The organism is Mycobacterium sp. (assembly GCF_040509115.1).
Taxonomy (GTDB): Bacteria; Actinomycetota; Actinomycetes; order Mycobacteriales; family Mycobacteriaceae; genus Mycobacterium.
Genome location: NZ_JBEVLO010000302.1, coordinates 1 through 7,638, shown reverse-complemented (window position 1 = coordinate 7,638; position 7,638 = coordinate 1). Strand labels below are relative to the sequence as shown.

At 68.4% G+C, this 7,638-nt stretch carries 9 protein-coding genes; 7 read left to right on the top strand and 2 right to left on the bottom strand.

From position 1 onward, the window contains the following. Positions 1-1,305: DEAD/DEAH box helicase (locus ABW137_RS20850; RefSeq protein ID WP_526403340.1), on the top strand; the 1,305-nt coding region annotated here is incomplete at its 5' end. Between the two features lie 18 nt (positions 1,306-1,323). Then, on the top strand, positions 1,324-2,538 hold the full coding sequence (locus ABW137_RS20845) for an Rv3212 family protein (RefSeq protein WP_526403339.1): 1,215 nt from the start codon (positions 1,324-1,326) through the stop codon (positions 2,536-2,538). Here the strand turns inward: ABW137_RS20845 and ABW137_RS20840 are convergent, their stop codons facing one another. Continuing rightward, complete coding sequence (locus tag ABW137_RS20840) at positions 2,539-3,363, bottom strand: ParA family protein (protein WP_526403338.1); 825 nt, start codon at positions 3,361-3,363, stop codon at positions 2,539-2,541. A gap of 94 nt (positions 3,364-3,457) precedes the next feature. Between ABW137_RS20840 and ABW137_RS20835 the strand changes: the two genes are divergently transcribed. From ABW137_RS20835 to ABW137_RS20825, 3 genes are read left to right on the top strand one after another with little or no spacing between them, the layout of a single operon-like run. Next, a complete protein-coding gene (locus tag ABW137_RS20835; protein ID WP_526403337.1) occupies positions 3,458-4,069 on the top strand; it encodes an acid phosphatase in 612 nt (203 codons plus the stop codon). Beyond that, positions 4,066-5,157, top strand: coding sequence for an isochorismate synthase (locus ABW137_RS20830; RefSeq protein WP_526403336.1), 1,092 nt, complete (start codon positions 4,066-4,068; stop codon positions 5,155-5,157). The genes ABW137_RS20835 and ABW137_RS20830 overlap by 4 nt, the downstream gene beginning before the upstream one ends. Then, positions 5,154-5,633 carry a GNAT family N-acetyltransferase gene (locus ABW137_RS20825; RefSeq protein ID WP_526403335.1) on the top strand — a complete coding sequence of 160 codons (480 nt, stop codon included), beginning with the start codon at positions 5,154-5,156 and terminating at the stop codon, positions 5,631-5,633. The genes ABW137_RS20830 and ABW137_RS20825 overlap by 4 nt, the downstream gene beginning before the upstream one ends. Here the strand turns inward: ABW137_RS20825 and ABW137_RS20820 are convergent. Continuing rightward, complete coding sequence (locus ABW137_RS20820) at positions 5,588-6,010, bottom strand: hypothetical protein (RefSeq protein ID WP_526403334.1); 423 nt, start codon at positions 6,008-6,010, stop codon at positions 5,588-5,590. The two genes, ABW137_RS20825 and ABW137_RS20820, sit on opposite strands and share 46 nt — an antisense overlap. 133 nt (positions 6,011-6,143) lie before the next feature. Here ABW137_RS20820 and ABW137_RS20815 point away from each other — a divergent pair, with 133 nt between their 5' ends. Together ABW137_RS20815 and ABW137_RS20810 are read left to right on the top strand one after the other, a co-directional pair. Next, entirely contained in the window at positions 6,144-7,103 is a 960-nt protein-coding gene (locus ABW137_RS20815) for a diacylglycerol/lipid kinase family protein (RefSeq protein WP_526403333.1), read from the top strand. 256 nt (positions 7,104-7,359) lie between these two features. After that, positions 7,360-7,614, top strand: a complete 255-nt coding sequence (locus ABW137_RS20810; RefSeq protein ID WP_526403332.1) for a WhiB family transcriptional regulator — start codon at positions 7,360-7,362, stop codon at positions 7,612-7,614. Positions 7,615-7,638: the final 24 nt, after the last annotated feature.

The window sequence follows — 7,638 nt, the reverse complement described above, 5'->3', positions numbered from 1 at the left end:
AAGACCTTCGCCTTCGGCGTACCGCTGCTGCACCGCATCGTCACCGACGAGACGCGGCCGCTCACCGGCATCCCCCGCGCCCTCATCGTGGTGCCCACCCGTGAGCTGTGCATCCAGGTCTACGAGGACCTCGCCAACGCCGCGAAGTACCTCAGGGTCGGCGACCGCAAGCTGTCGGTGACCTCCATCTACGGTGGGCGCCCCTACGAGCCGCAGATCGAGGCGCTGCAGAAGGGCGTCGACGTCGTCGTCGGCACCCCCGGCCGCCTGCTCGACCTCGCTCAGCAGGGCCACCTGCAGCTCGGCGGTCTTTCGGTGCTGGTGCTCGACGAGGCCGACGAGATGCTCGACCTCGGCTTCCTTCCCGACATCGAGCGGATCCTCAAGCAGATCCCCACCGACCGGCAGGCAATGCTGTTCTCGGCGACGATGCCCGACCCGATCATCACGCTGGCCCGCACCTTCATGAACCAGCCGACGCACATCCGCGCCGAGGCCCCGCACTCCGCAGCCACCCACGAGAACACCAAGCAGCACGCCTACCGCGCGCACGCGTTGGACAAGGTCGAGATGGTCGCCCGCATCCTGCAGGCCAATGGGCGCGGCGCGACGATGATCTTCACCCGCACCAAGCGCACCGCGCAGAAGGTCGCCGACGAGCTCGCCGAGCGCGGCTTCAAGGTCGGCGCCGTGCACGGTGACCTCGGCCAGGGCGCCCGCGAGAAGGCACTCAAGTCGTTCCGCACCGGTGACGTGGACGTCCTCGTCGCCACCGACGTCGCCGCGCGCGGTATCGACATCGACGACATCACCCACGTCATCAACTACCAGATCCCCGAGGACGAGCAGGCCTACGTACACCGCATCGGTCGCACCGGCCGCGCAGGCAAGACGGGTATCGCCGTCACCCTGGTCGACTGGGACGAGCTGCCGCGCTGGTCGATGATCGACAAGGCGCTCGGCCTGAACAACCCCGACCCCGTCGAGACGTATTCGAGTTCGCCGAACCTCTTCGCCGACCTGGACATCCCCACCGACGTCGCAGGCACGGTCGGTGAGGCCTCGCGCCCCAAGCGGGCGCCGCGTGAAGCCGACAAGCGGGAGAAGCGCGACGGGGAACGTCCCGCCCGCAACGGGGACCGTACCCGGCAGCGCACCAGGGGCGGCAAGTCCGCCACCGGTCACGTCGAGACCACCGAGAAGGCCGCGGCCGCCGATGGCGAGCCGTCGGGCGACGGTGCCGGCCCGGCGCGTCGTCGACGCAGGCGTCGTCGCCCCAATTCCGCTGCGCCGACGGCGGGCTAGGCGAGGTTTCGACCGCGCGTGGTGAAACCCGAGCGCCGCACCAAGGGTGACCTGCTGGCGGCATTGGCAATCGTCGTGGCCCTCGTGGTCGCCGGAGGACTCATCTGGTGGACGAGCGACGCCCGCGCGACCATCAGCCGACCGGCCGCGGCGCCCGTGCCAGCACTCAAGACCGCCGCCGACGTGCCGACGACTCTGCGCGAGCTGTGGACCGCGGCGAGCCCGGCCAGTAGCCGACCGGTGGTGGCCGCAGGCGCGGTGATCACCGGGTCCGGGCACGAGATGGACGGCCGCGACCCCGCTACCGGAAACGTTCTATGGAGCTACGCACGCGACGTCGACCTGTGCGGCATCACGTCGGTGTACTCCGATGCCGTCGCCGTGTACCCCGACGCCCGCGGATGCGGGCAGGTGACGACCATCGACGCCAAGACCGGACGACGCAACTACAGCCGAACTGCGTACGCCGACCGCGAAGTGCGGCTGTCCACGGATGGCTCGACGGTGCTCTCGGCAGGCGACAACCGACTGGAGCTGTGGCGCTCCGACATGGTGCGAATGATCAGTTACGGCGCGCTCGACGCCCGGATCAAGCCCGACGTCCCCGCACAGCCCGTGTGCCGGTTGGTCTCCGCAGCCGGCAGTTCGTCGGGGGTGTCGGCGCTGGAATCCTGCCCAGGGCAGGCCGACCTGCGTCTGACCCTGCTGAAACCAGCCGACGAAGAGGACCAGCCCGACACCAAGACCGTCCCACTGCCGGGCGTCGGTGCCGACGCGGACGCCCAGGTGGTCGCCGTTTCCGAGACGATGACCGCGGTGTACCTGCCCACCCCGAAGCCGGTGGTGAAGGTCTACGACGACACCGGCAACGCCGTCTTCAGCACCGACCTGCCGCGCCCCGCATCGCCGGAGGCCACCGCCACCCGCGCGGGTGACCTGATCACCTGGTGGACCGGCGACAGCGTGATGGTCTTCGAGGCCACCGGCTTGCGGTACAAGTACTCGGTCAGTCCCGTCGCCGACCAAGCTCCGGTGGGTCCCGCGGCCAGCATGGCTGGCAAGCTGCTGGTACCGGTCACGACCGGCTACGACGTCTTCCAGGCGGATACCGGGGCCGGCGTGGCCCACATCGCGGTGCCGCGCCAGCCGATCCCCACGGCGGTGATTCCCGGTGTCGCAGGCGGCACCCTGCTGGAACAACGCGGCGGGAGCCTGGTCGCGCTGGGTTCCTGACTACACGTCTGGAGCGTAGGTGGGCAACGCCTTGCCCGACTTCCAATGCTTGAGAAGCGCGGTCGCAAGTTCACGATAGGCGTTGGCGCCCTTGTTCTTTCGTCCGGCGAGGACCGACGCACCCGACGCGCTGGCCTCGGCGAATCGCACGGTGCGGGGGATCGGCGGCGCGAGGACCACCAAGCCGTAGCGATCCGCGACGTCGAGCAGCACGTCGCGACTGTGCGTGGTGCGCGAGTCGTACAGCGTCGGCAGCGCACCGAGCATCCGCAGCTCGGCGTTGGTGATCTGTTGGACGTCGTCGACCGTCCGCAGGAACTGGCCGACCCCCCGGTGCGCCAACGTCTCGCACTGCAGAGGCACGATGACGTCGTTGGCGGCGGTCAACCCGTTGAGCGTCAACACTCCCAGCGACGGCGGGCAGTCGATGATGACCACGTCGAAGCCCTGTTTCGACTTCGCCGCCGGTGCCGATCCGGCCCCCAACTTGGCGAGCGCCCGCTTCAACGCGTACTCGCGGCCCGCCCGCATCAGCAGCATCGCCTCGGCGCCTGCCAGGTCGATGTTGGCGGGCAGCAGCGTCATGCCCTCCTCGGTGGTCACCAGCGCGGTGTCGGGTTCGACGTCGCCGAGCAGCACCTCGTGGATCGACACCGCCAGTTTGTCGGGGTCCTGGCCGAGCGAGAACGTCAGACAGCCCTGAGGATCGAGGTCGACGAGAAGCACCCGTCGCCCCTCCTCGGCCATCGCCGCACCCAGCGACGCCACCGTCGTCGTCTTGGCGACCCCACCCTTCTGATTGGCGATCGCCAGTACCCGCGTCAACCTGTTCTCCCAACCACGACGTCCTCCCGACCCTTGACCTCAATCCAAGCACGCGCACGGGGCAATGCGTCCGACGTAGGGCAGAATCCCGGGTGTGGCTACCGAACGGCACCGCCTCCTGCTCCTCCGGCACGGCGAGACCGAATGGTCCAGGAGTGGACAACACACCGGCCGCACCGATCTCGACCTGACCGAGGACGGCCGCGAGCAGGCCGTATTGGCCGCCGACGCCCTCGGTGAACTGCAGCTGGACGACCCGATCGTCATCAGCAGTCCACGGCGCCGCGCCATCGTCACCGCCGAACTGGCCGGACTCACCGTCGACGAGGTGTCCCCGTTGCTCGCCGAATGGGACTACGGCGACTACGAAGGCCTGACCACCCCGCAGATCCGCGAGACCGTGCCCGGGTGGATGGTGTGGACGCACGGCTGCCCGGGGGGCGAGAGCGTCGCCCAGGTCAGCGAGCGCGCCGACCAGGCCCTGGAAATGGCCCTGTCGCACCTGGATTCTCGCGACGTGATCTTCGTCGGTCACGGTCACTTCTCGCGAAGCATGCTGACCCGGTGGATCGAACTGCCCCTCTCCGAGGGCATCCGCGTGTCCATGGCGGCGGCGTCGATCGCGGTCTGCGGTTACGAACACGGCTTTCGTCAGATCAGCGCACTCGGCCTAAGCGGGCACCGTCACCCGTTCCTGCCACTGTGACCGATCCGTCCTTCGTCCTCGCGGGTCGCGACGGTGTCGTCCTCGCCGAGGGGACGGGCACGCCGTACCCGCGACTCGACGACGCCCAGGCGGCGCTGGCCTCCGGCGACGCCCAGATCATCGTGGGCGCCTTGCCCTTCGACGTCACCCGCCCGACGGCGTTGATGCAGCCACGCACCGTGCGGTTCGCCGACGAGTTGCCACGCGCGCGGCGGCGACCACGACCGACGATGCGGATTGCCGAGACGATTCCCGAACCCGACGAGCACCGCGCCCGCATCGCCACGGCGTTGGCGCACCTTCGTGATCCCGACTCGCCGCTACACAAGGTGGTCCTCGCCCGAGCGCTGCGACTGGTGGCCGACGAAGCGCTCGACGCCTCCACCATCATCGCTGTGCTTGCCGAAGACTCCTCGGCCACAACCTATTTCGTCGACCTCAGCGCGGCGGGCGGTCGATACCTCGGCACTGCCCTGGTAGGCGCCAGCCCGGAGCTGCTGGTGTCGCGCCGCGGAAGCGTGCTGACGTGCCTGCCGTTCGCCGGTTCGGCGCCCCGCTCCCCCGACCCCGCCGTCGACCGCGCCAACGGCGCCGCGCTGGCCGAGTCGGCGAAGAACCTGCACGAGCATCGACTGGTGGTCGACCAGATGCGATCGGCGCTGGAACCGCTGTGCGTGGACCTCGACATCGCTGCGTCGCCGACGCTCAGCAACACGGCGGCGGTGTGGCATCTGAGTACCGCGATCAGCGGCCGTCTTCGCGAACCATCCACCACCGCATTGGATCTCGCCGTGGCGCTGCATCCGACGGCCGCCGTAGGAGGAGTGCCGACACCCGATGCCGTCAACCTCATCGCCGAGCTGGAGGGCGATCGCGGGTTCTACGCGGGCGCCGTCGGCTGGTGCGACGCAGACGGAGACGGCACCTGGGTGGTGTCGATCCGTTGCGCCGAATTGTCCGCCGACCGCCGCACCGCCGTGGCGCGATCCGGCGGAGGCATCGTCGCCGAATCCAATCCCGACGACGAAGTGGCCGAGACGAATACGAAGTTCCGGACGATCCTCACAGCGTTGGGAGTGAACACGTGACCACGACGATCCGCCCCGTGCGACCGGGCGACGAGGTCGAACTCGTCGCCATGGTGCAGGAGTTGGCCGAATTCGAGAAGGCCTCCGAAGAATGCACCGTCACGGAAAGTCAGATGCATCGGGCGCTTTTCGACGAACCCGCCACCGTGCACGGATACCTCGCCGAGGTCGACGGACAGCCCGCCGCGATGGCCCTGTGGTTCTACAACTTCTCCACCTGGGACGGCGTCGCGGGCATCTACCTCGAGGACCTGTTCGTGAGACCGGCGTTCCGCCGACACGGCCTGGCCCGCGCTCTTCTGGCGCAATTGGCGCGGCTATGTGTCGACAACGGTTACACCAGGCTGTCGTGGGCGGTGCTGGACTGGAATACCAATGCGATCGCCCTCTACGACGGGGTCGGTGGCAGGCCGCAGAGCGAGTGGATCACCTACCGGGTGTCCGGTGAGGACCTGTCGGCACTCGCCGGGTCCTGAGACAACCACTGCACCGCGGACGGGCTGAACAGCAGCCCGAGGGCCACGACCGCCACCAGCGCGACGGGCACCCCGTAGCTCCATCTGTTCGAGTCGACGGCCATGTACCAGGCGATCGGCAGCAGCAGGAGCTGCGCGAAGACGGCGATTCCACGACCCCAGCGCCTGCCCGTCCAGAGCGCCCACGCGGCGGCGAGAACTGCGCTGCCCATTACGGCGAACCATGCGGCGGTGCCGTATCCGCTCAAGAACGGGGGATCGTCCGTGCCCGCGAGATGGCGTACCACCAGCACACCGGCGACGACGACGAGCGCGGCACCCTCCAGTGCCACCACGGCGCCCGCGCGCCGCACGGTCGATGGCGGGGACACGATCACGTGGTCGAGCCTAATGGTGGCCCGGGGCGAGCGAAGCGACGGGAAGATGCCGGGGCGAGCGAAGCGACGGGAAAGGGCTTTCGGGGCGAGCGAAGCGACGGGAGTTAATCCGGGGCCGCTAGGGTCGGGACCCGTGCGCGCCGTCCTGATCGTCAACCCGAACGCCACGTCGACGACGCCTGCCGGGCGTGACCTGCTGGCGCACGCGCTGGAGAGCCGCGTCAAGTTGACCGTTGCTCACACCGATCACCGCGGCCACGCCATCGAGATCGCCAGGGACGCGGCACGCGACGGCGTTGACGTCGTGATCGTCCACGGGGGCGACGGCACGGTGAACGAGGTGGTCAACGGCATACTCGGCGACTGCGGCCAGCCGCCGCCGGAGCATGGTCCTGCGATCGGGGTCGTCCCCGGCGGGTCCGCCAACGTCTTCGCCCGCGCGCTGGGTATCAGCGCCGACCCGACCGAGGCAACGAACCAGCTCGTCGATCTGCTCGGCGAGTTCCGTCGGGGTGCGTCGTGGCGGCGCATCGGGCTGATGGACTGCGGCGAGCGGTGGGGGGTGTTCACGGCCGGGATGGGCGTCGACGGCGCCGTGGTGGCCGCCGTGGAGGCGCAGCGCGAGAAGGGCCGCAAGGTCACTGCGGCCCGCTACATGCGGGTGGCGACCCGCGAAGTGCTGGCCAGCGCCCGGAGAGACCCGTTGCTGACCCTGCACCTGCCCGACCGCGAACCCGTGCGCGGCGTGCACTTCGCCTTCGTGTCGAACTCCAGCCCGTGGACCTACGCCAACACTCGGCCGGTGTGGACGAATCCGTCGACGAGCTTCGATACGGGGCTCGGTGTGTTCGCGACGACCAGCATGAACGTGTGGGCGAATCTCGGCCTGGTGTGCCAGATGAACTCCAAGAATCCCAAGCTGGAGGCCAAGCACCTGGTGCGCGATGACGACGTCGCTTGGGTCCGAGTGACTGCCGACACGCCCGTGCCGTGCCAAATCGATGGGGATTATCTCGGCAAGCGCGAAACCATCACGTTCACGTCCGTTGCCGATGCCGTCGCGGTAGTCGCGCCACCAGCCAAAACCGTTTGACCTGGGATCGCGCTGTGAACTGCGCCGAATGAAGGCGTAAGTGACCTGAGTGTAGTACAAACGAATGAAGGGGTCGTCAACGCGGTCCCAGCTCAGAAGCCAGTGAGATTGCCCACGTGTTAACGCGCCTCTATTGACATCTGTTCAGCCTGTGGAAGCATCGGATGCAACAGTGCAGAAACATTTGATGTGCACGCGTTAACAGCCGAAGAAAAGCTCGTGCGCCTTGCTGCGCACATGACAAGGAGTTGTAACTATGGATTGGCGGCACAAGGCGGTCTGTCGTGACGAGGACCCGGAACTGTTCTTCCCCGTCGGGAACAGCGGTCCGGCACTCGCCCAGATCGCCGACGCGAAGGTCGTCTGCACCCGTTGCCCGGTCACCACTGAGTGCCTGACCTGGGCTTTGGACTCCGGCCAGGATGCCGGCGTGTGGGGCGGCATGAGCGAGGACGAGCGTCGCGCGCTCAAGCGTCGCAATGCCCGGACGAAGGCCCGCACCGGCGTCTGACGCCTTCGCAATTTCGGATTTACG